We start from the raw sequence: 23,357 nt of genomic DNA, 5'->3' as shown, positions 1-23,357 counted from the left end.
TGCGCCATTGGCTTATGCCACCCGTCGTCCGTGCGACGGCGGCCTTTTAGGCGCGCGCAGCCTTCTTGGCAGCGAGCGTCTTGCCCTTCTTGGCAGCGGCCTTCTCGGCAGCCGGAACGACCTCGATGACCTCGATCGAACCACCAGCGGCCTCGATCGCAGCGCGTGCCGATGCCGAGACCCCCGCAACGCGGAAGGTCAGCTTGGAGGAAAAAGCACCCTTGGCCAGGACGCGAACACCGTTCTTGCCACCACGGGCAACACCCGCCGCCTTCAGCGCGGCATGATCGATCGTGGCGTCACCCTTGAGCACGCCAGCCTCGATCAGCTTCTGAAGCTGGCCCAGATTCACCTCGGCATAATCCTTGGCGAACGGATTGTTGAAACCGCGCTTCGGGATTCGCATGTGGAGCGGCATCTGACCGCCCTCGAATCCGTTGATGGAGACACCCTCACGGCTCTTCTGGCCCTTCTGGCCGCGACCCGCGGTCTTGCCCTTGCCCGAGCCGATGCCGCGTCCGACGCGCATCCGGCCCTTGCGGGAGCCTTCATTGTCCTTGATTTCGTTCAGTTTCATGATCTGCACTCGCTTTCGCTTTTGTCGCGCCAACCGTCCATGCGACGCATAGACGGGAATAGGGTGAGTTTGCGCGCGACAAGCCGATCGCTTGCCGCCCGCCCCCTCACCCGAACCTCCCGAAGGGAGGGAATCGAAGGCTTAGCCTTCGACCTTCACCATGTGCTGCACCTTGCGGATCATGCCACGAACTTCGGGCGTGTCCTCGAGCTCGCGGCTCTTGTGCATCTTGTTGAGGCCCAAGCCAACCAACGTCGCGCGCTGGCTGGCCTCGCGGCGGATCGGCGAACCGGTCTGCGTAATGGTAATCTTCGCCATATCGCTTACTCCACGACGGCCGCGGCGTCGGCTTCGGCCACTTCGACCGAGGCGCCGCCACGACGCAGCAGATCGGCGATCTTCTTGCCGCGACGCTGGGCCACCGAGCGCGGGCTCGTCTGGTCCTTGAGCGCCTCGAAAGTCGCGCGGATCATGTTGTAGGGGTTGTTGGTGCCGACCGACTTGGTCACCACGTCATGAACGCCCAGGCTCTCGAACACGGCGCGCATCGGGCCGCCGGCGATGATGCCGGTACCGGCAGGCGCCGTACGAACATAGACGCGACCGGCGCCGAAATGGCCGAGGCCATCATGGTGCAGGGTGCGGCCATCCTTGAGTGCGACGCGGATCATCGCCTTCTTGGCAGCCGCGGTCGCCTTCGAGATCGCCTCGGGAACTTCGCGCGCCTTGCCATGGCCGAAACCGACCCGGCCCGAGCCATCACCGACGACGACGAGTGCCGCAAAGCCGAAGCGCTTGCCGCCCTTCACCGTCTTCGAGACGCGGTTGATGTGAACCAGCTTCTCGACCAGCTCTTCACCGCCCTCGTCGCGGTTGTTGTTGTCGCGACGATTGCGATCGTTGCGGCCACGGCCACCACGATTGTCGTTGCCGCCACGGCCACGACCGCCACGGCCGCGGCCCTCGCGGGGCGCACCCTCGGCAGCCGGAGCGCCGGCTTCGGCCGCAGGGGCCTCGTTCTGAACTTCGTCAGCCATTTAGAACTCCAATCCGCCTTCGCGGGCGGCGTCGGCCAGAGCCTTCACCCGGCCGTGGAAGAGGAAACCACCGCGATCGAACACGACGGAAGTGACGCCAGCAGCCATCGCACGCTCGGCAACACGCTTGCCGACCGAGACCGCCGCATCGATGTTTGCACCCGAGGCTGACCGTGCGTCCTTCTCCAGCGTGGAGGCGGCAGCGACGGTGGCACCGACGGTATCGTCGATCACCTGGGCATAGATATGCTTGCCCGAGCGATGGATCGAGAGACGCGGACGCAGACCGCCACGGGCGCGCAGCGCAGTGCGCACGCGACGACGGCGGCGTTCGAAGAGGGAGAGACCCTTGGCCATTACTTCTTCTTCCCTTCCTTGCGGAAGATGAACTCGCCAGCGTACTTGATGCCCTTGCCCTTGTACGGCTCGGGCTTGCGCCAGCGACGAATCTCCGCGGCCACCTGGCCAACCTTCTGCTTGTCGATACCCGAGATGTTGACCGTGGTCTGATCCGGGGTGAGGATCGTGATGCCTTCCGGGATCGCGTAGTCCACATCGTGGCTGTAGCCGAGCTGCAGCTTCAGGTTCCTGCCCTGAACATTGGCACGATAGCCGACGCCGGTGATCAGGAGCTGCTTGGTGTAGCCGTCCGTCACGCCGGTGATGAGGTTCTGAACGAGCGTGCGCTGCATGCCCCAGAAGGAGCGGGCGCGCTTGGTGTCGTTCGCCGGCTGCACCGTGATGCCGCCGTCGCCGATGTCGTAGGTCACCTCGTCGGCGAGATCGAGCGTGAGCGTGCCCTTGGCACCCTTCACGGTCAAAGTCTTGCCTTCGATCGCGGCGGTTACGCCGGCCGGTACGGGGACCGGCTTCTTACCGATGCGGCTCATCAGAACACCTCCGCGAGCACTTCGCCGCCGACATTCTGGTCGCGCGCTTCGGCATCCGAAAGCACGCCACGCGGCGTCGAGACGATGGTCATGCCCAGACCGTTGCGAACGCGCGGCAGATCCTGCGCGCCCGAATAGACGCGACGGCCCGGCTTCGAGATGCGCGCAACATGCTGGATCGCAGGCTGGCCCTCGAAATATTTGAGCTCGATGCGCAGGCCCGGGTGGCCGGCGAGGGCCTCCTCGGAATAGCCACGAATGTAACCTTCGCGCTGAAGCACATCGAGCACATGGGCCCGAAGCTTCGACGCCGGCGAGACAACGCTGTCCTTACGGGCACGCTGGCCGTTACGGATGCGGGTGAGCAGATCGCCCAGGGGATCGTTGATCGACATACCTTAACCCTTACCAGCTCGACTTGACGACGCCGGGGATCATACCCCGCGTGGCAAGCTGCCGCAGCATGACGCGGCCGAGACGGAACTTGCGATAGACGCCGCGGGGACGCCCGGTCAGCTCACAGCGGTTGCGAACGCGCGTCGGATTCCCGTTGCGGGGGATCTCGGCGAGCTTCAGCCGCGCGATCAGCCGCTCGGTGTCGTCGAGCGACTCGTCGGCCGCAATCGCCTTCAGCTTGGCATATTTGCCAGCATATTTCTTGACGAGCGCCTTGCGGCGCTCGTTCTTGTTGATCGAACTCAGTTTCGCCATGGACTTAAGCTCTCTTTCCTAGTCGCGCGCTCAGGCGGCCTGCTTCTCAGCCTGGGGCTGCGGGAAGGGGAAACCGAACAGACGCAGCAGCTCGCGCGCTTCATCGTCGGTCTGGGCGGTGGTCGTGATGATCACGTCCATGCCACGGATGGTGGAGACCTGGTCGTAGCTGATCTCGGGGAAGATCAGCTGCTCCTTGAGGCCGGTCGCGTAATTGCCACGGCCGTCAAACGACTTGTCCGACAGACCACGGAAATCGCGGACGCGGGGCAGAGCGATCGTCACGAACCGGTCGAGGAACTCGTACATCCGCTCGCGGCGCAGGGTAACCTTGCAACCGATCGGCATGCCTTCGCGCAGCTTGAACTGTGCGATCGACTTCTTCGCCTTGGTGACGACGGCCTTCTGGCCGGCGATCTGCGTCATTTCGCCGGCAGCCTGCTCGACCTTCTTCTTGTCCTGCGTCGCCTCGCCGACGCCCATGTTCAGCACGATCTTCTCGAGCCGGGGCACCTGCATGACGTTCTTGTAACCGAACTTCTCGGTCATCGCCTTGACGATGGTATCCTCGTACTGCTTCTGCAGACGGGCCTTGTAGCCATCAGCCATCGATCTTCTCCCCGGTCTTGACGGCGACACGAACCTTCTTGCCGTCCTGGGTTTCGAACCGGACGCGCGTCGGCTTGCCATCACGGGTCGCGAGAGCGACCTTCGAGATGTGCATCGGCGCTTCACGGCGCTCCAGACCACCCTGCGGGTCGGTCTGGCTCGGCTTCTTGTGACGGGTGGCGATATTCACCCCCGAAACGACCACCTTGCCATCCTTGGGGAAGGCCTTGGTGACGGTGCCGGTCTTGCCCTTGTCCTTGCCGGACAGGACGATGACGGGATCACCCTTCTTGATCTTGGCAGCGGACATCAGAGCACCTCGGGCGCGAGCGAAATGATCTTCATGTGACCGGCCGCACGCAGTTCGCGCACCACCGGGCCGAAGATACGGGTGCCGATCGGCTCCCCGTTATTCTTGTTGATCAGCACCGCGGCATTGCCGTCGAAACGGATGGTCGAACCGTCGGGACGATTGATGTCCTTGGCGGTGCGAACGATCACCGCACGGTGAACATCACCCTTCTTGACCTTGGCGCGGGGCGCGGCTTCCTTGATCGACACGACGATCACGTCGCCGACCGAAGCGAAACGACGCTTGGAGCCGCCCAGCACCTTGATGCACTGAACGCGCTTCGCGCCGGAATTGTCTGCCACATCGAGCGTGGACTGCATCTGAATCATGGGACCAGTCCTCTCTTATGCCGCAGCGGCTTCGGGGGTGCGGTGGGTATCCACCACGTCGATGACCTTCCACGTCTTCAGCTTGGACATCGGCGCGCATTCCTCGATGCGAACGGTCTGCCCTTCCTTGTACGTGTTGCCCTCGTCATGGGCATGATACTTCTTCGAACGGCGGATGATCTTGCCGTAGAGCGGGTGCTTAACCCGGCGCTCCACGAGCACGACCACCGTCTTGTCGGTCTTGTCGGACACCACAGTGCCCGTCAGCACGCGCTTCGGCATCGTGTGGCTCCTTACTTGGCAGCCGAGCGCGAGCGCCCGGTCTGCAGCGTCTTGATCTGCGCGATGGTCCGGCGGACCTCCTTCACGCGGCTCGGCTTCTCCAGCTGGTTGGTCGCAGCCTGGAAGCGCAGGTTGAACTGCTCGCGCTTCAGCTCGGACAGCTGGGTTGCAAGCTGGTCGTCAGTCGCGACCTTGAGATCGGCAATCTTCGCCATGACTTACACAGCCTCGTGAATGGATTCGCCCAGGCGGGCGACGACCTTGGTCTTGATCGGCAGCTTCTCCATCGCGCGCTCGAAAGCGACGCGGGCCAGCGGACCGGGAACACCATCGAGCTCGAACAGGATGCGGCCGGGCTTGACACGGGCGACCCAGAATTCCGGCGCGCCCTTGCCCGAACCCATGCGGACTTCAGCAGGCTTCGACGAAACCGGCACGTCCGGGAAGATACGGATCCACAAGCGCCCCTGACGCTTGATGTGACGCGTGATCGCGCGGCGAGCCGCCTCGATCTGGCGGGCGGTGATACGATCCGGCTCCAGGGCCTTGAGCCCGAAAGCGCCGAAATTGAGCGCGGTACCGCCCTTGGCATCGCCATGGATACGACCCTTGTGGGCCTTGCGGAACTTCGTGCGCTTCGGTTGCAGCATGTCTAATCTAACCTTCTGACACCGTAACGACGGTCGATCAGGCTAGCTGAAAGGAGAAAACTCCGATCAGCGGGCCGGACGGACCCCCGAGGTCTGAGCTTCCATCATGAGGCGGTCCTGCGCGAGCGGGTCATGGCCGAGGATCTCACCCTTGAAGATCCAGACCTTGACGCCGCAAACGCCATAGGCGGTGTGCGCCTCGGCCTCGGCATAATCGACGTTCGCACGCAGCGTGTGCAGCGGCACCCGGCCCTCGCGATACCATTCGGTCCGCGCGATCTCCGCACCACCGAGACGGCCGGCGCAGGTGATACGGATGCCCTCGGCACCGAGACGCAGCGCCGACTGCACCGCACGCTTCATGGCGCGGCGGAAGGCGATGCGGCGCTCGAGCTGGTCGGCGACGCCCTGGGCGACGAGCTTGGCATCGATCTCCGGCTTGCGGATCTCGACGATGTTCAGGCTCACGTCCGAACCGGTCATCTGGCCGAGCTTCTTGCGAAGCTTCTCGATGTCCGCGCCCTTCTTGCCGATGATCACGCCGGGGCGTGCGGCATAGACGGAGATGCGGGCCAGCTTCGCCGGACGCTCGATCACGACCTTCGAGATCGCAGCCTGCGGATGCGCCTTGAAGATATACTGACGGATCCGCAGATCCTCCAGCAACAGGCGGCCATAGGCTTCGCCTTCGGCATACCAGCGGCTGTCCCAGGTGCGGTTGATCTGCAACCGCATGCCAATCGGGTTAGACTTCTGACCCATTATGCTTCTTCCTGCTCGCGAACGACCACGCGGATGCGGCTGAACGGCTTGACGATGCGGGCGGAGCGGCCGCGGGCGCGGGTGGCGAAGCGCTTCATGACGAGGCCCTTGCCGACCGACGCTTCCTGGACGACCAGCGCATCGACGTCGAGATTGTGATTGTTCTCGGCGTTCGCGATCGCCGAAGCGAGGCACTTGCGCACGTCGATGGCCATCGCCTTCTTCGAGAAAGCGAGGATGTTCAGCGCGTCGCCGGCCTTCTTGCCGCGGATCAGGCCCGCGACCAGATTGAGCTTGTACGGCGAACCGCGCACGGCGGTGTTGACGGCAAGGGCTTCCTTGTCGCCCACCTTGCGGGGGGATGCTGGCTTGCTCATCAGCGCTTGCCCTTCTTGTCGGCGGCGTGGCCCGGGAAGTAGCGCGTGGGCGCGAACTCGCCGAGCTTCATGCCGACCATATCTTCGTTGATCGCGACCGGCACGAACTTGCGGCCGTTATAGACGTTGAACGTCAGACCGACGAACTGCGGCAGGATGGTCGAGCGACGCGACCAGGTCTTGATGGCGCCACGGGCGCCAGCATCCTGCGCGGCTTCGGCCTTCTTCAGCAGGCTCAGTTCGACGAACGGGCCTTTCCAGACAGAGCGAGCCATTACTTCTTCCTCGCGTGGCGCGACCGGATGATCATCTTGTCGGTCGACTTGTTCTTACGGGTACGGTGACCCTTGGTCGGCTTGCCCCAGGGCGTAACCGGGTGACGGCCGCCCGAGGTACGGCCTTCGCCGCCGCCGTGCGGGTGATCGACCGGGTTCTTGGCGACGCCGCGCGAGAGCGGGCGGTAGCCGAGCCAGCGGTTGCGGCCTGCCTTGGCGAGATTGGTGTTGCCGTTGTCGGGGTTCGACACCGCACCAACCGTGCACATGCAATCCGAGCGGATGTAGCGCTGCTCGCCCGAGTTCAGGCGAACCATCACCATGCCGCGATCGCGGCCGACGATCTGCACATAGGTGCCGGCGGCACGGGCGATCTGGCCGCCCTTGCCGGGCTTCATCTCGACATTGTGGACGATCGTGCCGACCGGAGCCTGGCCGATTTCCATCGCATTGCCGGGCTTCACGTCGGTCTTCTTCGCCGCGACGACGACATCGCCGGGCGCGAGGCGCTGCGGTGCGAGGATGTAAGCGAGCTCGCCATCCTCATACTTGACCAGCGCGATGAACGCCGAACGGTTGGGATCATATTCGATCCGCTCGACCGCGGCCGGCGCATCCCAGCGGCGACGCTTGAAGTCGACGAAGCGATACTTTTGCTTGTGACCGCCGCCAATGCCGCGCGCGGTGGCGTGGCCCTGGTTGTTGCGGCCGCCCGACTTGGTCAGACCTTCGGTCAGCGCCTTGACCGGCTTGCCCTTGTGCAGGGACGAGCGGTCAATGAGGATCAGACCACGCCGCGACGGGCTGGTCGGATTATGATGCTTGAGCGCCATATCAGCGCACCCCTTCGGTAATGTCGATCGACTGGCCGGCGGCCAGCGTCACAACCGCCTTCTTCGAGTCCGAACGCTTGTAGGCTTCACCCTTCCAGCGCTTCGACTTGCCCTTGGTGACCATCGTGTTCACGCCGGTCACGGTGACGCCCCACAGAGCCTCGACCGCAGCCTTGATCTCCGGCTTGGTGGCATCGTTGGCGACCTTGAACACGACCGCATTATGCTCGGAGAGCAAGGTCGCCTTCTCGGTGATGTGGGGCGCGAGCACCACATCGTAATGGCGGTTGTCCACCGCAGTCTTGGGCTTCTTAGCCATTGAACCGCGCCTCCAGCGTCTCGATCGCGGCGCGCGTCAGCACCAGCGTGTCATGATTGAGGATGTCGTAGACGTTGGCGCCAACCGCAGGCAGCAGATCGATGCCCTTGAGGTTGCCCGAAGCGTGCGCGAACGAGATGTTCAGCGCATCGCCATCGATCACCAGCGCCTTCGTGCCGAAACCGAGTGCCGCGAGCTGACCCGCGAGCGCCTTGGTCTTTCCTTCGGCGACGTCGAGGCCGTCCAGCACGATCAGGCTGCCGTCCTTGGCCTTCGCCGAGAGCGCCATCTTGAGACCGAGCGCGCGAACCTTCTTGTTCAGCGACGGATTGAAGTCGCGGACGCGTGCGCCGTGCGCCTTACCGCCGCCGATGAACACCGGAGCGCGGCGATCGCCGTGACGGGCGGTACCGCCGCCCTTCTGGTTGCCCAGCTTCTTGCCCGACCGCGCAACATCGGCCCGCTCGCGCGTGCCGCGGGCGGTGCCGCGACGCTTTTCGAGCTGCCAGGTGACGACGCGGTGGAGGATATCCGCACGCGGCTCGACCCCGAAGACGGCGTCGTTGAGTTCGATGTCGCCGGCGGCCGACGCGTCGAGGTTCTTGACCTGAACCTTCATGATCAGCCCTCCTGGCCTTCGGTCGCTTCCGGAGCGGCGACGGTTTCGGCCGGCGTCTCAGCGGGAGCGTTGTTGCTGTTGGCGGCGGCCTTCAGGCCGGCCGGCTTCGGCGCATCGGCGTGGCCGGGCACCTTGACCGCGTCCTTCACGAGCAGCCAGCCACCCTTCGAGCCGGGCACCGAGCCCTTGACGAAGAGAAGGCCGCGCTCCGCATCGGTGCGGACGATCTCGAGATTCTGCTGGGTGCGCTGCTTGTCACCCATGTGGCCGGCCATCTTCTTGTTCTTGAAGACCTTGCCCGGATCCTGACGGTTGCCGGTCGAGCCGAGCGAACGGTGCGAGACCGAAACACCGTGGGTGGCGCGCAGACCGCCGAAACCCCAGCGCTTCATGCCGCCCTGGAAGCCCTTGCCCTGGGTGCGGCCCGAAATGTCGACCAGCTGCCCGGGAACGAAATGCTCGGCGGAAAGCTCGGCGCCGACGTCGAGGAGATTGTCCTCGGTCACGCGGAATTCGTGCACATACGCCTTGGGCTCGACTTCGGCCTTGCCGAAATGGCCCCGCTGCGGCTTGGCAACGTTCTTCGCCTTGGCCGTGCCAGCACCGAGCTGCAGGGCGACGTAGCCGTCGGTTTCGATATCCTTGCGAGCGATGACCTGGACGCTCTCCAGCTGCAACACGGTGACGGGCACGTGGCGCCCATCATCCTGAAACAACCGGGTCATCCCGATCTTCTTCGCGATCACGCCACTGCGCATGATCTCATTCCCTTCCAAACAGAGGCCCACCGCTTCCGCGACGGGCTTGCCAACGAAAAAGGCCCCGAGGATTCCCGGAGCCTGGCCCAACGAAACTGCATGCCCCGCCAGGGCCAGTGTCCAACATACTGGTGACGGATCACCAAAATGTCGAAAGCGGGGACGCAGGCAACGGTCATGTCCCCAAGGAGGGACGCGCCGTTCGGTATCCTTGCTTTCCTGCTTCGACCGCGCGTCCGAGAACAGCGGCGGGAAGCTAAAAGCGCTGGCTGAGGGAATCACCCTCGCCAGCGGTGCCGGCCTCTTACGCCAGCTTGATCTCAACATCAACACCTGCTGCGAGATCGAGCTTCATAAGCGCGTCGACCGTCTGCGGCGTAGGTTGAACGATATCCAGAAGTCGCTTGTAGGTGCGGACTTCGAACTGCTCACGGCTCTTCTTGTCGATGTGCGGACCGCGGTTGACGGTGAACTTCTCGATACGCGTGGGCAGTGGGATAGGACCACGGGTCAGTGCGCCGGTACGTCGGGCGGTGTCGGCGATCTCGCCGGTTGCCTGATCGAGCACGCGATGATCGAACGCCTTGAGGCGAATGCGGATGTTGCTGTCCATGGGTCCTACCGATGTCAAAGAGCCTGTGGCGCCCCTCCCTCGCATCACCCATCGGGCGGCAGCCGGGAGGACTACCCTTCATAAATAGCAAACCGGCCGATTCCCGAGGGAACCGGCCGGCTCGTTAAGATCGTCGCTATATTACGCGGAGATCGCGCTGACAACCCCTGCGCCGACGGTACAACCGCCTTCGCGGATCGAGAAGCGCAGGCCCTGCTCCATCGCGATCGGTGCGATGAGCTTGACGCCGAGCTTCACGTTGTCGCCGGGCATGACCATCTCGGTGCCCTCGGGGAGGACGACTTCGCCGGTCACGTCGGTGGTGCGGAAATAGAACTGCGGACGATAGTTGGCGAAGAACGGCGTGTGACGGCCACCCTCTTCCTTCGACAGCACGTACACTTCCGACTCGAAGTTGGTGTGCGGCTTGATCGAGCCCGGCTTGCAGAGAACCTGGCCACGCTCGACTTCCTCACGACCGACGCCGCGAACCAGCGCGCCGATGTTGTCGCCGGCCTGGCCCTGATCGAGCAGCTTGCGGAACATCTCGACGCCGGTGACGACGGTCTTGCGGGTGTCCTTGAGACCGACGATCTCGACTTCCTCGCCGACCTTCACAATGCCGGTCTCGACGCGGCCGGTGACGACCGTGCCGCGACCCGAGATCGAGAACACGTCTTCGATCGGCATCAGGAACGGCTTGTCGAGCGGACGCTCGGGCTGCGGGATGTAGCTGTCGACCGCCTGCATCAGCTTGAGCACGGCATCGTGGCCGATCTCAGGCTGCTTGTCTTCGAGCGCGCACACCGCCGAACCCTGGATGACGGGGATGTCGTCGCCCGGGAAATCGTACGAGGAGAGCAGCTCGCGAACCTCGAGCTCGACGAGCTCCAGGATCTCGGCGTCGTCGACCAGGTCGACCTTGTTCATGAACACGACGAGCGCCGGCACGCCGACCTGACGGGCGAGCAGGATGTGCTCGCGGGTCTGCGGCATCGGGCCATCGGTGGCCGAGACGACCAGGATGCCACCGTCCATCTGCGCGGCGCCGGTGATCATGTTCTTCACATAGTCAGCATGGCCCGGGCAATCGACGTGCGCATAGTGGCGCTTTTCGGTCTCATACTCGACGTGCGCGGTCGAGATCGTGATGCCACGCTCGCGCTCTTCGGGAGCCTTGTCGATGTTCGCATAGCTCGTGAAGGTGGCGCCGCCGGTCTCGGCGAGCACCTTCGTGATGGCGGCCGTGAGCGACGTCTTGCCGTGATCGACGTGCCCGATGGTGCCGATGTTGCAGTGCGGCTTCGTCCGCTCGAATTTAGCCTTGGCCATTATATCCTACCTTGCCTCGAATGTTGGGAGTCAGGGAGCGCACCCTTCTCTCAGAGCGGGCGCCCATAGCATCTTTTTTAGGTTACGCCAGCTTTGCGACAACCTCTTCGGCGACGTTCGCGGGAACCTCGTCGTAATGGCTGAACTGCATCGTGTACTGCGCACGCCCCTGGGTGAAGGAGCGGAGCTGGTTCACGTAGCCGAACATGTTCGCCAGCGGGACCATCGCCTCGACCACCTGCGCGTTGCCGCGGCTGTCGGTGCCCTGGATCTGGCCACGGCGGCTGTTCATGTCGCCGATCACGTCACCCAGATAATCTTCCGGCGTCACGACCTCGACCTTCATGATCGGCTCGAGGATCTTGATGCCCGACTTCTGGGCCGCTTCGCGCATCGCGCCACGAGCGGTGATTTCGAATGCCAGCGCCGACGAGTCAACGTCGTGGTATGCGCCGTCGGTCAGCGTCGCGGTGAAATCGATGATCGGGAAGCCGATCTTCGATCCGGTCGCGGCGATCTCGCGAATGCCCTTTTCCACCGACGGGATATATTCGCGCGGAACGTTGCCGCCCTTGACCTCGTCGACGAAGATCACGCCCTGGCCGCGCTCGCCCGGTTCGACCGTGATCTTGATACGGCCGAACTGGCCCGAGCCGCCCGACTGCTTCTTGTGGGTGTAATCGACCTCGACCTTGCGGCCGAGCAATTCGCGATACGCCACCTGGGGCGCGCCGATATTGGCTTCGACCTTGAACTCGCGCTTCATGCGGTCGACCAGAATCTCGAGGTGGAGTTCGCCCATCCCCTTGATGATGGTCTGGCCGCTCTCATTGTCCGAAGACACGCGGAACGACGGATCCTCGCGCGCCAGGCGATTGAGCGCGACGCCCATCTTCTCCTGGTCGGCCTTGGTCTTGGGCTCCACCGACAGCTCGATCACGGGCTCGGGGAATTCCATGCGCTCGAGGATGATCGGGGCGTTCTGCGCGCAGAGCGTGTCACCGGTCGTAGTATCCTTGAGGCCCGCGAGCGCGACGATGTCGCCGGCATAGGCTTCCGAGATATCCTCACGGCTGTTGGCATGCATCAGCAGCATGCGGCCGATCTTTTCCTTCTTGTCCTTGACCGAATTCAGCACGGTCGTGGCGGCGTCCATCTTGCCCGAATAGATGCGGGCGAAGGTGAGCGTACCGACGAACGGATCGTTCATGATCTTGAACGCGAGCGCCGACATCGGGGCATCGTCGCGCGGCGGGCGGCTGTCGGGCGTCTCGCCGTCGAGCTTGAGGCCTTCGACGTCCTTGATGTCGAGCGGCGACGGCAGATAATCGACGACGCCGTCGAGCAGGGGCTGCACGCCCTTGTTCTTGAACGCCGAGCCGCACAGCACCGGCACGAACGAGAAGTTCAGCGTGCCCTTGCGGATCAGCGCCTTGAGCTGCGCGACGGTGGGCTCGGTGCCCTCCAGATACGCTTCCATCAGCTCGTCGTCCTGCTCGACGGCCATCTCGATCAGCTCGGAACGAGCGGTCGCAGCGGCATCGGCGAGATCGGCCGGGATATCCTGATATTCGAACTTCGCGCCCAGGCTCTCCTCGAGCCAGATGATCGCGCGATTCTCGACCAGATCGACGAGGCCCTTGAAGCCGCCCTCGATGCCGATCGGGAGATACAGCACCGCCGGACGCGCGCCGAGGCGATCCTTGATCATGTCGACGCAGCGCTCGAAGCTCGCGCCGGTGCGGTCGAGCTTGTTGACGAAGCACATGCGGGGCACGTGATACTTCTCGGCCTGACGCCACACCGTTTCGGACTGCGGCTCGACGCCGGCGACGCCATCGAAACAGGCGACCGCGCCGTCGAGCACGCGCAGCGAACGCTCGACTTCGATCGTGAAATCGACGTGGCCGGGCGTATCGATGATGTTGATGCGGTGATCGTTCCAGAAGCACGTCGTGGCGGCGCTGGTGATCGTGATCCCGCGCTCCTGCTCCTGCTCCATCCAGTCCATCGTGGCGGTGCCCTCATGGACCTCGCCGATCTTGTAGGACTTGCCGGTGTAATAGAGGATACGCTCGGTCGTGGTCGTCTTGCCGGCATCGATGTGCGCCATGATGCCGATATTGCGATACTTCTCGAGCGGATGGCTGCGGGCCATGACGGGAGCTTCCTTAGCGATGTGGGGAGCCGGACGGTCCGGCTCCCCGACATATAGGGAGAATTTTTACCAGCGGTAGTGGCTGAAGGCGCGGTTCGCTTCCGCCATGCGGTGCGTGTCCTCGCGCTTCTTCACGGCGTTGCCGCGATTGTTCGCCGCATCCATCAGCTCGCCCGAGAGACGGGCGGCCATGGTGTGCTCCGAACGGCCGCGGGCAGCGGTGATCAGCCAGCGGATGGCGAGCGCCTGGCTGCGCTCGGGGCGAACCTCGACCGGAACCTGGTAGGTCGCGCCGCCGACGCGGCGGCTACGGACCTCGATACCCGGGCGGATGTTGTTGAGCGCGTCGTGGAACACGCCGATGGGATCGCGCTTGGCGCGGGTCTGGACGGTCTCGAGCGCGCCATAGACGATGCTCTCGGCAACCGACTTCTTCCCGTCGAGCATGACGGAGTTCATGAACTTGGAGAGAACCACATCCCCGAACTTGGGATCGGGCAGGATTTCGCGCTTCTCTGGACGACGACGACGTGCCATCTGATTTTTCCTTACAATGCTTCAGCCTGATGGTCGGACGACCGGCCGCGTTGCGGCCGGGCCAACCGGCTTACTTCGGACGCTTGGCGCCGTACTTGGAGCGGGACTGCTTGCGGTTCTTCACGCCCTGCGTATCGAGCACGCCGCGCAGCACGTGATAGCGAACGCCGGGAAGGTCGCGAACGCGGCCGCCACGGATCAGCACCACCGAGTGCTCCTGCAGGTTGTGCCCCTCGCCGGGGATGTAGGAGATGACCTCGCGCTGGTTCGTCAGACGAACCTTGGCCACCTTGCGAAGTGCCGAGTTCGGCTTCTTCGGCGTGGTGGTGTAAACGCGGGTGCAAACGCCGCGCTTCTGCGGGTTCTTATCCATCGCAGGCACCTTGGACTTGGCGATCTGCGGCTCGCGACCCTTGCGGATCAGCTGGTTAATCGTTGGCATTGAAGCCCTTCACCTTCCTTAGGTTACTTTGTCGTGTCCAGCTCCGCAGGCTCACCCCGCGAAATACACAAAGGCCCCGGCGGTCTTTCGAACCCCCCGGGACTTGCCAGGCATCGGCAATGTTCAAGCATCCGCGCGACGGCTGAGCCAGTCTGCGAACGGTGGCGCTCCTACGGCTGGAGGGCCGCGGAGTCAAGCAGTCCGGGCGTAACATAGCGAAACATGGGGGCAACAGCCCGGTCGAAAAGGGGCGGGCATGAATATGCCCTCGCTCACCCCCGAGTCCATCCGCCGGGTGACTGCCCCGGTGACCCGGACGCAAGCGCCCTGGCACATCTCGCCGCTACCCGGGCGCACCCGCCCGCTCTACGCGGTGCACACCAATCGCCGGTGGGCGGTCGGGCTGGCCTTGCTGGCAGTGGCGACGTTCCTGATCCGGGCGCGCTACCTGGGCGATCCGTTCATCGATGTCGATGAGCAATTCTATCTGCTGGTGGGCGATCGGATGCTCCACGGCGCCGTGCCCTATGTCGACATCTGGGATCGCAAGCCGGTCGGACTGTTCGTCCTCTACGCCGGTATCCGGATGCTGGGCGGCGAAGGGATCGTCCAGTACCAGCTGGTCGCCTCCGCTTTCGCCGCGGCGACGGCGGTGACGATCGCGCTCATCGCGCGGCGAATCAGTTCGGCGCGCGCCGCTTTGGTGGCGGGGCTCGTCTACATCCCGGCGTTGGCGATGAACGGCGGGGCGGGCGGGCAGACGCCGGTCTTCTACAATCTGCCGATGGCGATCGCCGGCTGGATCCTGATCGATCTGGCGATGCGAACGTCCGATCACGCTGAGGTGCGGCGACGCGGCCTGGCGGCGATGCTGCTGGTCGGCATCGCGCTGCAGATCAAATATTCGGCATTGTTCGAGGGCATCTATTTCGGGCTGGCATTGCTGGCACTGTCGTGGCGCGCGGCACCGCGGCGGCCGGCAATTCTGATCGATGCGGGCTTATGGATCGGCGCCGCCCTGCTGCCGACCGTCCTCGCCCTCGCTTATTATGCCTGGATCGGGCAGGCGCACGCCTTCCTCTACGCCAATTTCCTCTCGATCGGCGCGCGGAGCGCGGATCCGCTTCATGAGACGATCCGCGATCTCGAACGCGTGCTCGTACGGATGATTCCATTCGCAATCGCGATCATCTTTGGCGAATGGCTGCTGCGCGATCGTGGCGCACCCTGGCTTCGACGGCGCGGCGGACGCGACGGCCATCGCTTCGCGGTCGGCTGGCTGATCGCATCGGTATTCGGCTTTGCCGTATTCGGCGCCTTTTACCGCCATTATGCGCTACCGCTGCTGGTGCCACTCGCGGTGGTGAGCGCACCGACCTATACGATCGTTCATCGCCATATCGGCCGGGCGATGGCGGCGATGATGCTGCTCGCGATGTTCATCGCCTACCCGCTCGATGCCGCCAAGAACGAGAGGCGCCACGGCGATGCCGCTTATGCGCGCGAGATTTCAGACGTTATCTCCGCTCATCTGCACGGTCGCTGCCCCTTCATCTTCTACGGCCCCCCGATCCTGTATCACACGACCAACGCCTGCTTGCCCTCGCGCTGGGCTTTCCCATTTCACCTGAGCCTGGGCCGCGAGGCGGGCGCGCTCGGGGTCGATCCGGCGACCGAGACCAACCGCATCCTGAACAATCGCCCGCCGGTGGTGGTCGATCGCATCGCTGACGACGAAGATGTGAATGTCGCGATCCAGAAGCTGGTGCGCGCGCGCCTGGAACGCGATTATCGCCTGATCTACGCGCACGCCAATGGGAGCCGGGAGCCCGATGTTGATCAGGTGTGGTTGCTCAAGGGCGAGAGCTAGGGTGAGAACCGGCCGGCGAGCAACCGCTTCGACCCGATAACGGACCCGCTGCAACGCGATTGGAGGCTTCTCGCCGTCCCGGCAACCAAGCGGGCCGATTTGCGGCCTCATCATTTACAGCGTCGAAGCTGATGCGGTTCGGGTCCAAATGGGGCCACGCCAGCCTTATCCGTAGCCAAACAGGGCTCGCATCTTTACCACCGCGGCCATCGGAATGACGGAGGCCGGTTTGGACACGACAAGGTGGCATCCGGCGGGACGGTTGCGAATCGTCTGGATCGCCGCTTGTGCGCTGGCGTTGCTTCCCTTCCTGTTCGTCACGATCCCGCCGCTAGCCGACGCCCCCGGCCATCTCGGCCAGATCGCGATCCAGGCAGCCGCGCCCGACAGCCCGCTGCGGCATTATTTCGGCTTCCATTGGGGCCTGCGGCTCAACCTCGGTGTCGATCTGACCGTCGAGTTGTTGCGCCACCTGCTCGGGCTGGAGCGCGCCTTCTGGCTGGTCTGCGCGGCGATCCCGATGCTGATCGTCGTGGCGATCGTGGCGCTGGCGCGCGTCGCCAATCGCGACGCGGCCGCGGCGAGCTTCGCCTTGCCGTTCGCTTATGCGTATCCGTTCAACTTCGGTTTCCTCAACTACATGCTCGGCATGGCGCTGGCCTTGCTTGCCTTCGCCCTATGGATCGAAATGGCCGAACGGCCGCAGCGGCGCGAAATGCTGTTCTGGGCGATCGTGCCGGCGCTGATGATCTGCCATGCGGTCGGCGGCGGGCTGCTGCCGCTAATGATCATCGCCGACAGCACCGCACGCTATCTTTGGCCGAAGCCGGGCAAAGCGGCGATCCGCGCCTTCCTCGTCACGATCCGGCCGCTGCTGGCGGCCGTGCCGCTTGCAGTCCTCGCGCACGGCCCCGAGGGCGGCGGCTTCATCGCCACTTTCACTTTGGAGAGCAAGGCGAGCGCGATCGTGCAGGCGTTGCGCGATCAGAACCGGCTGCTCGACATCGCGAGCATGGCGCTGGTAATCGCGGTGCCGGTGATCGGCCTCGCGCTCGGCGCCCGCTATCGGCGGACCGGGCTGGCGGTGGTGCTGGTCCTGGCCGGCCTCTTCCTGGTCATGCCGGCCGAGCTCAACGGCTCGTCATACAACGATATGCGGCTGGTGCCGGCGCTCGCCATCGTCGGGCTGGTCTTGCTCGACTGGTCACGCGTGTCGCGCAAGGTGACAACCCGCGTGATGCTGGCGGGGTTCGCCTTGTTCGCGGTGCGGATGGCGGTGACATCGCGGGGCTTTGCCGCTTACGCCACCAGCTACGCCGCCGAGGCGCGCGCTTTGCCGCATATCGCCCCGGGATCGCGCGTGCTGACCCTGGTCACCCGCCAGTGCGGGGCGGCGCGCGCATGGCGGATGGACCGCCTCGATCATTTCGGGGTGATGGCGACGGCACGGCGCGAAGCCTGGGTCAATGCCTTGTGGGATGTGTCGAGCATCCACCTGCTGCAGATCACATATCGGCCATCGCCCGATTTCTACCATGACCCCTCGCATTATGCGTGGCCGGCGGTGTGCATCGACCCGTCGAATGCATGGGAGCGCGAGACGATCGAACAAGCGGCACCCCGGCTGCCGCTCGACAAGGTCGACTATCTCTGGCTGATCCACGCAAACCTGCCGCCCGGGCCATGGAATGCGCGGCTGGTTCCGGCCTGGTCGGCGGGCGGCAGCACGCTCTACCGGACTATTCGCCCCGCCGCGTGAGCGCCTCGTTGATGTCGAACGCGCGCGTCGCGAGCGGCGTGCAGCCGCCCGACCGTGCAAACAGGCAACGATTTTCGAGCGGCTCGAGTTGCCCCGCACCGCGCCGGCTGGCGAAGCAGCCAAGCGGCTTATAGGCAGGGCCGAGCTGCCAGGCGCGATCGGGCGAGGTCACCACCACGTTGAAGGCCGTACTGTTGCGACGCACGTCGTCGTACGCTGTATCACCGTCGAAGAAATAGACCCGCGCCGGCCGGTCATAATAATAATAGCTCGCCAGCCGGTCCGGTTCGGGCTGGAAAAAGGCAAGGCCGCAGCTGCCCGCAACGTCGCGCGCGACCTGCATCATCCTGATCCCGCGGCGGTTGCTGTTCCAGACGTCGCCGCCCGCTGGTGACAGCGCCACCGCGAACGAACAGCCCAGCCAGAACAGGATCGCACCGCCGGCAATTGCCTGCCGCCAGCGCGGGCGGTGCATCAGCATCCAGCCGATCACATCGCCGGTCCCGATCGCGGCGAGCAGGATCAGCAGCACTTCCGACAGGATGACGAAGCGATACTCCTTGTGCGCGATCAGACTGTGGGCAAGGACGTTGACGAGCGCCACCCACAGCAGGATCGGTTGACGCCGCGCGCCGAGCCCGACCAGCAGGATGATCGGCAGCGCCACCACCCCCCACAGCCGCATCCAGAAGATCAGGAACCATTGGAACGGCAGCACGCCGTAATTGGCGCTGCGATTCTCGACGACATTGAGGCGGACATTCTCGACCATCCAGTCGAACGGCACGAGGCCGTGGAAGGCATCGATCACGCCATCGATCGCAAGGCCGCCAATGCCACCGGCGATGACCAGAGCCCATGCGCGCAAATCCGCCCGGCAGCATCCCGCCACCAGCATGAGCAAGGCAGGCGCCAGCTGAATACGCGTGGTGAAGCACAGTCCGACGAGCAATCCGCCAATTACCAGCCGCCGCGCCGACCGCGCCGGATGCGGCAGCAGCAGCCACGCTGCCGGTACGATCAGAGCGACCGCAAACGTCTCCGATAAGGTGCGTGCCGAGAAATAGACCAGTTCGAACGAGGTCGCGAGCACCAGCCCCACTGTCAAAGCGTGGAGCCGAGATATGCGGAGCGCAATCGCCGCCCCGAAACCGACGATGCCGAGTGAGCAGGCGACGGCGAGCAGGCGGGGCAATATCTGGTACAGGGGCCCGTGCGGTGCGATCGCCTTGCCGATCCACATCGGCGCGGCAAGAATTGTCGGGATCAGCCAGCTGCGCATGCCGGTGCGATATTCCCAGGTGACGACCCTTTGGCCTGTCACCATCCCATAAGCCGGCTCGAGATATTGCCAGACCTCGTCAGGATAATGGTACATCTCGAAGAATGCAGTCGGCACGCGCAGCGAAGCCGCGAGCAGGACGATCCACAAGATCAGCCGACGATCGGCCGCCGCTGTCATGTTCAGCCAGCCTTTGGCTTGATGTAGACGCTGGTGATCTCCGGATAAGCGGCGCGCAGCGAGGCCTCCGTATCCGCGATCAGCCGCTCGATATGACCGACCTGGACGTCGTCGACGAAATCGACGCTGGCGGCGACGAATACCTTGCGCGGCGCGGTGTGGATCGTGACGACCTCCTGGACCCCGCTCACCTCGGGCCGCGTGGCGAAGGCGTTGCGAATCGCCTCGACCAGCTTGGGATCGGCACGCTCGCCGATCAGCAGCCCCTTGCTCTCACGCGCCAGCATGAAGGCGACGATCGCCAGCGCGACGCCGATCACGATCGAGGCCGTGCCGTCCCACACCGGATTACCCGTAAAGTGCGTCAGGAAGATCCCGACGGCCGCCACGACCAGCCCGAACATCGCCGCCGAATCTTCAAACAGGACGATGAAGGTGGCCGGATCCTTCGAGCGCCGCACCGCCTTCCACCAGCCATGTTCGCCCTGCGTCACGCGGAATTCGCGCATCGCGGTCAGCCACGAGCCGCCTTCGAGCACGAACGAGATGCCGAGAACGACATAGGCCACCGTCGCATCCTCGATCGGCGAGGGATGAAGGACGTGGATAATACCTTCGTAGATCGACAGCCCGGCGCCGGTCGCGAAGATCAGGATCGCGACGACGAAGCTCCAGAAATAGAGTTCGCGGCCATAACCGAGCGGGTGGATGTCGTCCGCCGGCTTGTTCGACGCACGCTCGCCGTAGAGCAGCAGCAGTTGGTTGGTCGAATCGACCACCGAGTGAAACCCTTCGGTCAGCATCGCCGACGATCCGGTAAACCCGGCCGCCACGAACTTCGCGACCGCGATACCCAGATTGGCACCGAGAGCTGCGAAAAGAACGATTCGGTTGTTGCCCTCCGCCATCAGCGACCGGGCGCAGTGACGACCTGGCCGCCTTTGAGAACCCAGGTCGGCTTTTCGAGCAGACGCACATCCCTGGTCGGATCACCCGAGACCGCGACGATATCGGCATAGTGGCCCGGCGTAAGCTGACCCACGTCGTCGGCGCGGTTGAGCGCGATCGCGGCCTCGCTGGTGGCGGCGCGGATCGCCTCGACAGGCGTCATGCCCCATTCGACCATCTTGGCGAACTGGCGCGCATTGAGCCCGTTCGGATAGACCCCGGCGTCGGTGCCGAAGATCAGCTTCACGCCGGCCGCGTGCGCTGCGCGAAACGTCTGGCGCTGTTTCAGCCCTACCGCTTTTTCCTTGGCGAGGCTTTCGGCGAAGACGCCATTCTTCGCGCCTTCGGCCAGGATGTAATCGTCGTCGTAAATGTCCATCGTGAACCAGGCGCCGTGCGCCTTGGCGAGCTTGAACGATTCATCGTCGGCCAAACTGGCATGTTCAATAGTGTCGACCCCGGCGCGCAGGCCGTCATTGATGCCGGCAGTGCCGTGCGCATGGATTGCGACGCGCAGGCCGAGCATGTGCGCCTCATCGACGATCGCCTTGATCTCCTCATAGGAAAGCTGCTGCGCGCCGACCGAATCGGTTTTGGACAGCACGCCGCCGGTCATGCAGACCTTGATCACCTCGGCGCCATATTTGCGCAGCGTCCGCACCAGCGCGCGGAAGCCCTCGGGCGAATTGGCGATGTTAGGCGAATCGACCTTCACCGAGGGCGGGAATTCGGTCGAATTGCAATGGCCGCCGGTGGCGCCGATCGCATAGGTGGCCGGCATGATCCGCGGGCCGGCCACATAGCCATGCTCGATCGCCTGCTTGATTGCGACATCGTCGTAGTTGGATGAGCCGACGTTGCGCACGGTGGTGAAGCCCGCCTCGAGCGTCTTCTTCGCATTGGCGACGCCAACGACGGTCCAGAAATTGTCGGTATATTCCAGCCCCTGATAACCCGACAAAGTCGGATCGGCGGTGAGATGGACATGCATGTCGATCAGCCCGGGCAGGATGGTGACGTCGCCCAGATCGATCCGCTTCGCATCGGCCGGGATGTTGGGCCGGGCATTGTTGCCGGTGACGAGGCTCTGCACGCGGCCCTTGTCGTCGACCACGATGATCGGATTGTCGAGGGTCAAGCCCTTGACCGGATCGAACAGGTGCGCGGCGGTCACGACCGTCGCCGCCGGCGCGCCTGTCGCGATCAACAGGCCGAGCGCCGCAATCGTCAATTTCATGATAACCCCTTGTAACGATGACCGATGAGTAACCGCGATCGCGCCGCGCGCAACCTGTCCCCGCGGTTTCTTGAGCAAACGAGGGCGAATGGCGCCCACGCCAGATCTTGCTCGCCCGTCATGTCAGCGCAAACGGGTGATCGGCCCGGTGGCTCCCGCTTGCGGCCGATAGACCTGGGATGCGAGCCCGATATGGCCGACGGCAGCGATCACCGTCAGAGCTAGCAAGACACTCCCCGCGATCATCGCCCGCCGCCGATCGAGCGCGCGGGCATCGGCCAGCAGAATCCACGCCAGCGCCGCCGCTATCATCGACCATAAGTGATAGCGTAGATCGCTGGCGATACTGATCACGGCGAAGCTCGCGCTCATGCATACGGTCGACAGCGCCAGTGCGCGGCCGAGCGCAACCTGGCCGCCGCCTTCGACCCTTGCACTCGCCCACAGAAGTCCGAGCGAAAGCCCGAACCAGGCGAATGGCCAGCCGAGCGGGCTTGCCGCCATCGTTCGCGACGCTTCGACAAGCTCCTGCCCGGCCGCAACGGGCGGCCCGCCGAGCCCAAGCCGATTGTTCTCCGAATAGATCGGCGGCGCGGCGTCCCACTGGCCCGGCCCAACCCAAAAGCGCAGGTTGGAATTGAGATGCGCGATGCGGTGCTGCGCATAGGCGATCGGATGATGGAGGATGGCGCCTGCCCAGATTCGCATGACGTCGTCATGCTCGTTGTCATGGGCCTCCAGCGCATCGCCGATGAAGCCGCACAACGCGCGGTCGCCATACGGATCCCAGAGCGATGGCGTGTAGCATTCCCGCCGCTCCGCCTCCGCCCATTGCCCTGGCGCAAGGCCCGGCAGGGTCGCGAGCGGCGCGAAATGGGCGATGCCGGCGAGGTCGTAGAAAAATAGCGTGCGCTCGACCTTGCTTCGCTCGGCGCCGAGCAGGCGGTAATTGACCGGCCCACTCAACGCGACGACGATCCCGGTGGCGAGGAGGAGCAGACTGATCCGCAGCGGCGTGCGCCTGACGCCGCCCCAGACGAACAGGGCCAACGCGAACGGGACGGTCGCGAACACTGCATTGGCGCGTACCAAAGTGGCATAAGCGATCAGTAGCAGGATCGTGGCCTTGGCCCAGGCGGGTGGCACGCGATCGACGAGCCGCCAGTGCGCGGCCACGCCGGTGGCCGCGACCAGACAGCAGGCCATCTGCGCATCCTTGAGGACGACGGTTGCCCAGCCAAGAAACAATGGCGCGACGCCGACCAGCAAGACGAGCCCTGCCGCCTTGTGCCGCGCCTGTCGGCCGAACGCCGCCGCGAGCAGGCCGAGCCCGCCCCACCACAACAGGATCTGAATCAGGAAGAAGGGCCCGGTGCCCGGCTGGATATGGTTCAGCAACGCCCAGGTGCGGGCCATGATCGGCGGGTGCCAATCGTCATATCGGCCGGCGAGCGCCTGGCCATATTGCTCCACGCTGTCGTGCATGACGATGCCGGGCCAGCGGGCGGCAACCGTCGCGGCGAAGAGTAATGCCGCCGCCGCCAGCCACGGGATCGGCGAGCGCGACGGTTCGTCCTGCTGTTCTGTCTGGTTGATCGTCCCCATCGCGCCGGGTGTGG

At 64.5% G+C, this 23,357-nt stretch carries 31 protein-coding genes; 2 read left to right on the top strand and 29 right to left on the bottom strand.

What is annotated here, in order from left to right; all coding sequences use genetic code 11:
- Positions 1 to 46 precede the first annotated feature (46 nt).
- From rplO to rpsL, 25 genes are all read right to left on the bottom strand, one after another.
- Positions 47 to 577 carry a 50S ribosomal protein L15 gene (gene rplO / locus AB4Z44_RS19170; protein WP_404711256.1) on the bottom strand — a complete coding sequence of 177 codons (531 nt, stop codon included), beginning with the start codon at positions 575 to 577 and terminating at the stop codon, positions 47 to 49.
- Positions 578 to 718: 141 nt separating this feature from the next.
- Positions 719 to 895 (bottom strand): 50S ribosomal protein L30, encoded by a 177-nt coding sequence (rpmD, locus tag AB4Z44_RS19165; RefSeq protein WP_404711255.1) that lies wholly within the window; start codon positions 893 to 895, stop codon positions 719 to 721.
- Between the two features lie 5 nt (positions 896 to 900).
- The gene (gene rpsE / locus AB4Z44_RS19160) at positions 901 to 1,614 is read right to left on the bottom strand and encodes a 30S ribosomal protein S5 (protein ID WP_404711254.1); all 714 of its coding nucleotides are present in this window, start codon (positions 1,612 to 1,614) and stop codon (positions 901 to 903) included.
- On the bottom strand, positions 1,615 to 1,971 hold the full coding sequence (gene rplR / locus AB4Z44_RS19155) for a 50S ribosomal protein L18 (RefSeq protein WP_404711253.1): 357 nt from the start codon (positions 1,969 to 1,971) through the stop codon (positions 1,615 to 1,617).
- Positions 1,971 to 2,504, bottom strand: a complete 534-nt coding sequence (gene rplF, locus AB4Z44_RS19150; RefSeq protein WP_404711252.1) for a 50S ribosomal protein L6 — start codon at positions 2,502 to 2,504, stop codon at positions 1,971 to 1,973. Before rplF ends, rplR begins: the two co-directional genes overlap by 1 nt.
- On the bottom strand, positions 2,504 to 2,899 hold the full coding sequence (gene rpsH / locus AB4Z44_RS19145) for a 30S ribosomal protein S8 (protein WP_404711251.1): 396 nt from the start codon (positions 2,897 to 2,899) through the stop codon (positions 2,504 to 2,506). Before rpsH ends, rplF begins: the two co-directional genes overlap by 1 nt.
- 10 nt (positions 2,900 to 2,909) lie before the next feature.
- Complete coding sequence (gene rpsN / locus AB4Z44_RS19140) at positions 2,910 to 3,215, bottom strand: 30S ribosomal protein S14 (protein ID WP_404711250.1); 306 nt, start codon at positions 3,213 to 3,215, stop codon at positions 2,910 to 2,912.
- 30 nt (positions 3,216 to 3,245) lie between these two features.
- Complete coding sequence (gene rplE, locus AB4Z44_RS19135) at positions 3,246 to 3,824, bottom strand: 50S ribosomal protein L5 (protein WP_404711249.1); 579 nt, start codon at positions 3,822 to 3,824, stop codon at positions 3,246 to 3,248.
- The gene (rplX, locus tag AB4Z44_RS19130) at positions 3,817 to 4,134 is read right to left on the bottom strand and encodes a 50S ribosomal protein L24 (RefSeq protein ID WP_404711248.1); all 318 of its coding nucleotides are present in this window, start codon (positions 4,132 to 4,134) and stop codon (positions 3,817 to 3,819) included. Before rplX ends, rplE begins: the two co-directional genes overlap by 8 nt.
- The gene (gene rplN / locus AB4Z44_RS19125) at positions 4,134 to 4,505 is read right to left on the bottom strand and encodes a 50S ribosomal protein L14 (protein WP_404711247.1); all 372 of its coding nucleotides are present in this window, start codon (positions 4,503 to 4,505) and stop codon (positions 4,134 to 4,136) included. The genes rplX and rplN overlap by 1 nt, the downstream gene beginning before the upstream one ends.
- Before the next feature lie 15 nt (positions 4,506 to 4,520).
- Positions 4,521 to 4,787, bottom strand: coding sequence for a 30S ribosomal protein S17 (rpsQ, locus tag AB4Z44_RS19120; protein ID WP_404711246.1), 267 nt, complete (start codon positions 4,785 to 4,787; stop codon positions 4,521 to 4,523).
- A gap of 11 nt (positions 4,788 to 4,798) precedes the next feature.
- Positions 4,799 to 5,002 (bottom strand): 50S ribosomal protein L29, encoded by a 204-nt coding sequence (gene rpmC / locus AB4Z44_RS19115; RefSeq protein WP_404711245.1) that lies wholly within the window; start codon positions 5,000 to 5,002, stop codon positions 4,799 to 4,801.
- 3 nt (positions 5,003 to 5,005) lie between these two features.
- Positions 5,006 to 5,437 (bottom strand): 50S ribosomal protein L16, encoded by a 432-nt coding sequence (gene rplP / locus AB4Z44_RS19110; protein WP_404711244.1) that lies wholly within the window; start codon positions 5,435 to 5,437, stop codon positions 5,006 to 5,008.
- Positions 5,438 to 5,503: 66 nt separating this feature from the next.
- Positions 5,504 to 6,199 (bottom strand): 30S ribosomal protein S3, encoded by a 696-nt coding sequence (gene rpsC, locus AB4Z44_RS19105; RefSeq protein WP_404711243.1) that lies wholly within the window; start codon positions 6,197 to 6,199, stop codon positions 5,504 to 5,506.
- On the bottom strand, positions 6,199 to 6,576 hold the full coding sequence (rplV, locus tag AB4Z44_RS19100) for a 50S ribosomal protein L22 (protein ID WP_404711242.1): 378 nt from the start codon (positions 6,574 to 6,576) through the stop codon (positions 6,199 to 6,201). Before rplV ends, rpsC begins: the two co-directional genes overlap by 1 nt.
- The gene (gene rpsS, locus AB4Z44_RS19095) at positions 6,576 to 6,851 is read right to left on the bottom strand and encodes a 30S ribosomal protein S19 (protein WP_404711241.1); all 276 of its coding nucleotides are present in this window, start codon (positions 6,849 to 6,851) and stop codon (positions 6,576 to 6,578) included. Before rpsS ends, rplV begins: the two co-directional genes overlap by 1 nt.
- Positions 6,851 to 7,684, bottom strand: a complete 834-nt coding sequence (rplB, locus tag AB4Z44_RS19090) for a 50S ribosomal protein L2 (RefSeq protein WP_404711240.1) — start codon at positions 7,682 to 7,684, stop codon at positions 6,851 to 6,853. The genes rpsS and rplB overlap by 1 nt, the downstream gene beginning before the upstream one ends.
- Before the next feature lies 1 nt (position 7,685).
- Positions 7,686 to 8,003 carry a 50S ribosomal protein L23 gene (locus tag AB4Z44_RS19085; protein WP_404711239.1) on the bottom strand — a complete coding sequence of 106 codons (318 nt, stop codon included), beginning with the start codon at positions 8,001 to 8,003 and terminating at the stop codon, positions 7,686 to 7,688.
- The gene (rplD, locus tag AB4Z44_RS19080) at positions 7,996 to 8,622 is read right to left on the bottom strand and encodes a 50S ribosomal protein L4 (protein ID WP_404711238.1); all 627 of its coding nucleotides are present in this window, start codon (positions 8,620 to 8,622) and stop codon (positions 7,996 to 7,998) included. The genes AB4Z44_RS19085 and rplD overlap by 8 nt, the downstream gene beginning before the upstream one ends.
- Before the next feature lie 2 nt (positions 8,623 to 8,624).
- Entirely contained in the window at positions 8,625 to 9,380 is a 756-nt protein-coding gene (gene rplC / locus AB4Z44_RS19075; protein WP_404714285.1) for a 50S ribosomal protein L3, read from the bottom strand.
- Positions 9,381 to 9,684: 304 nt separating this feature from the next.
- Positions 9,685 to 9,993, bottom strand: coding sequence for a 30S ribosomal protein S10 (rpsJ, locus tag AB4Z44_RS19070; protein ID WP_167074487.1), 309 nt, complete (start codon positions 9,991 to 9,993; stop codon positions 9,685 to 9,687).
- Positions 9,994 to 10,134: 141 nt separating this feature from the next.
- Positions 10,135 to 11,325, bottom strand: coding sequence for an elongation factor Tu (tuf, locus tag AB4Z44_RS19065; protein WP_404711237.1), 1,191 nt, complete (start codon positions 11,323 to 11,325; stop codon positions 10,135 to 10,137).
- A gap of 82 nt (positions 11,326 to 11,407) precedes the next feature.
- Positions 11,408 to 13,483, bottom strand: a complete 2,076-nt coding sequence (fusA, locus tag AB4Z44_RS19060) for an elongation factor G (RefSeq protein WP_404711236.1) — start codon at positions 13,481 to 13,483, stop codon at positions 11,408 to 11,410.
- A gap of 66 nt (positions 13,484 to 13,549) precedes the next feature.
- The gene (rpsG, locus tag AB4Z44_RS19055; RefSeq protein WP_404711235.1) at positions 13,550 to 14,020 is read right to left on the bottom strand and encodes a 30S ribosomal protein S7; all 471 of its coding nucleotides are present in this window, start codon (positions 14,018 to 14,020) and stop codon (positions 13,550 to 13,552) included.
- A 70-nt stretch (positions 14,021 to 14,090) separates the two neighbouring features.
- The gene (gene rpsL / locus AB4Z44_RS19050; RefSeq protein WP_404711234.1) at positions 14,091 to 14,462 is read right to left on the bottom strand and encodes a 30S ribosomal protein S12; all 372 of its coding nucleotides are present in this window, start codon (positions 14,460 to 14,462) and stop codon (positions 14,091 to 14,093) included.
- 256 nt (positions 14,463 to 14,718) lie between these two features.
- On the opposite strand from rpsL, the gene AB4Z44_RS19045 reads away from it, so the two are divergent.
- Together AB4Z44_RS19045 and AB4Z44_RS19040 are read left to right on the top strand one after the other, a co-directional pair.
- Positions 14,719 to 16,332 carry an ArnT family glycosyltransferase gene (locus AB4Z44_RS19045; protein ID WP_404711233.1) on the top strand — a complete coding sequence of 538 codons (1,614 nt, stop codon included), beginning with the start codon at positions 14,719 to 14,721 and terminating at the stop codon, positions 16,330 to 16,332.
- A 229-nt stretch (positions 16,333 to 16,561) separates the two neighbouring features.
- A complete protein-coding gene (locus AB4Z44_RS19040; protein WP_404711232.1) occupies positions 16,562 to 18,091 on the top strand; it encodes a hypothetical protein in 1,530 nt (509 codons plus the stop codon).
- On the opposite strand, the gene AB4Z44_RS19035 is transcribed toward AB4Z44_RS19040, so the two are convergent.
- From AB4Z44_RS19035 to AB4Z44_RS19020, 4 genes are all read right to left on the bottom strand, one after another.
- Entirely contained in the window at positions 18,072 to 19,553 is a 1,482-nt protein-coding gene (locus AB4Z44_RS19035) for a hypothetical protein (protein WP_404711231.1), read from the bottom strand. The genes AB4Z44_RS19040 and AB4Z44_RS19035 overlap by 20 nt on opposite strands.
- A 2-nt stretch (positions 19,554 to 19,555) precedes the next feature.
- Positions 19,556 to 20,461, bottom strand: a complete 906-nt coding sequence (locus tag AB4Z44_RS19030) for a cation diffusion facilitator family transporter (RefSeq protein WP_404711230.1) — start codon at positions 20,459 to 20,461, stop codon at positions 19,556 to 19,558.
- Positions 20,461 to 21,738 carry an amidohydrolase family protein gene (locus AB4Z44_RS19025; RefSeq protein ID WP_404711229.1) on the bottom strand — a complete coding sequence of 426 codons (1,278 nt, stop codon included), beginning with the start codon at positions 21,736 to 21,738 and terminating at the stop codon, positions 20,461 to 20,463. Before AB4Z44_RS19025 ends, AB4Z44_RS19030 begins: the two co-directional genes overlap by 1 nt.
- A gap of 123 nt (positions 21,739 to 21,861) precedes the next feature.
- Positions 21,862 to 23,343, bottom strand: a complete 1,482-nt coding sequence (locus AB4Z44_RS19020) for a hypothetical protein (protein WP_404711228.1) — start codon at positions 23,341 to 23,343, stop codon at positions 21,862 to 21,864.
- Positions 23,344 to 23,357 lie beyond the last annotated feature (14 nt).

The organism is Sphingomonas sp. MMS24-J13, assembly GCF_044905095.1.
Lineage (GTDB): Bacteria > Pseudomonadota > Alphaproteobacteria > Sphingomonadales > Sphingomonadaceae > Sphingomonas_I.
Note: the sequence above shows the minus strand (reverse complement) of the source record. Positions and strands in the feature narration are given on the sequence as shown.